The sequence below is a fragment of the Escherichia sp. AM3 genome (genome assembly GCF_032029835.1).
Taxonomy (GTDB): domain Bacteria; phylum Pseudomonadota; class Gammaproteobacteria; order Enterobacterales; family Enterobacteriaceae; genus Escherichia; species Escherichia coli.
The window spans coordinates 1-243 of the sequence record NZ_JAVUPQ010001242.1 but is presented as its reverse complement, the minus strand read 5'-3'; the positions used below and the strand labels follow the sequence as shown (position 1 = coordinate 243).

Annotated in this window: 1 protein-coding gene; it reads left to right on the top strand. The window is 54.3% G+C overall.

What is annotated here, in order from left to right:
• Positions 1–243: RpiB/LacA/LacB family sugar-phosphate isomerase (locus tag RTW80_RS30490; protein ID WP_312721982.1), on the top strand; the 243-nt coding region annotated here is incomplete at both ends.

The window sequence follows — 243 nt, the reverse complement described above, 5'->3', positions numbered from 1 at the left end:
ATCATCATCTCACCTATATTCACCTGGGCATCATGGCGAGCATTCTGCTTAACGCTAAAGCCGTTGATTTTGTTGTTACCGGCTGCGGTACCGGGCAGGGCGCGCTGATGTCCCTGAACATCCATCCGGGTGTGATTTGCGGTTACTGCATCGATCCTGCGGATGCTTTCCTGTTTGCGCAAATCAACAACGGTAACGCGCTTTCTCTGCCGTTTGCGAAGGGCTTCGGCTGGGGGGCAGAAC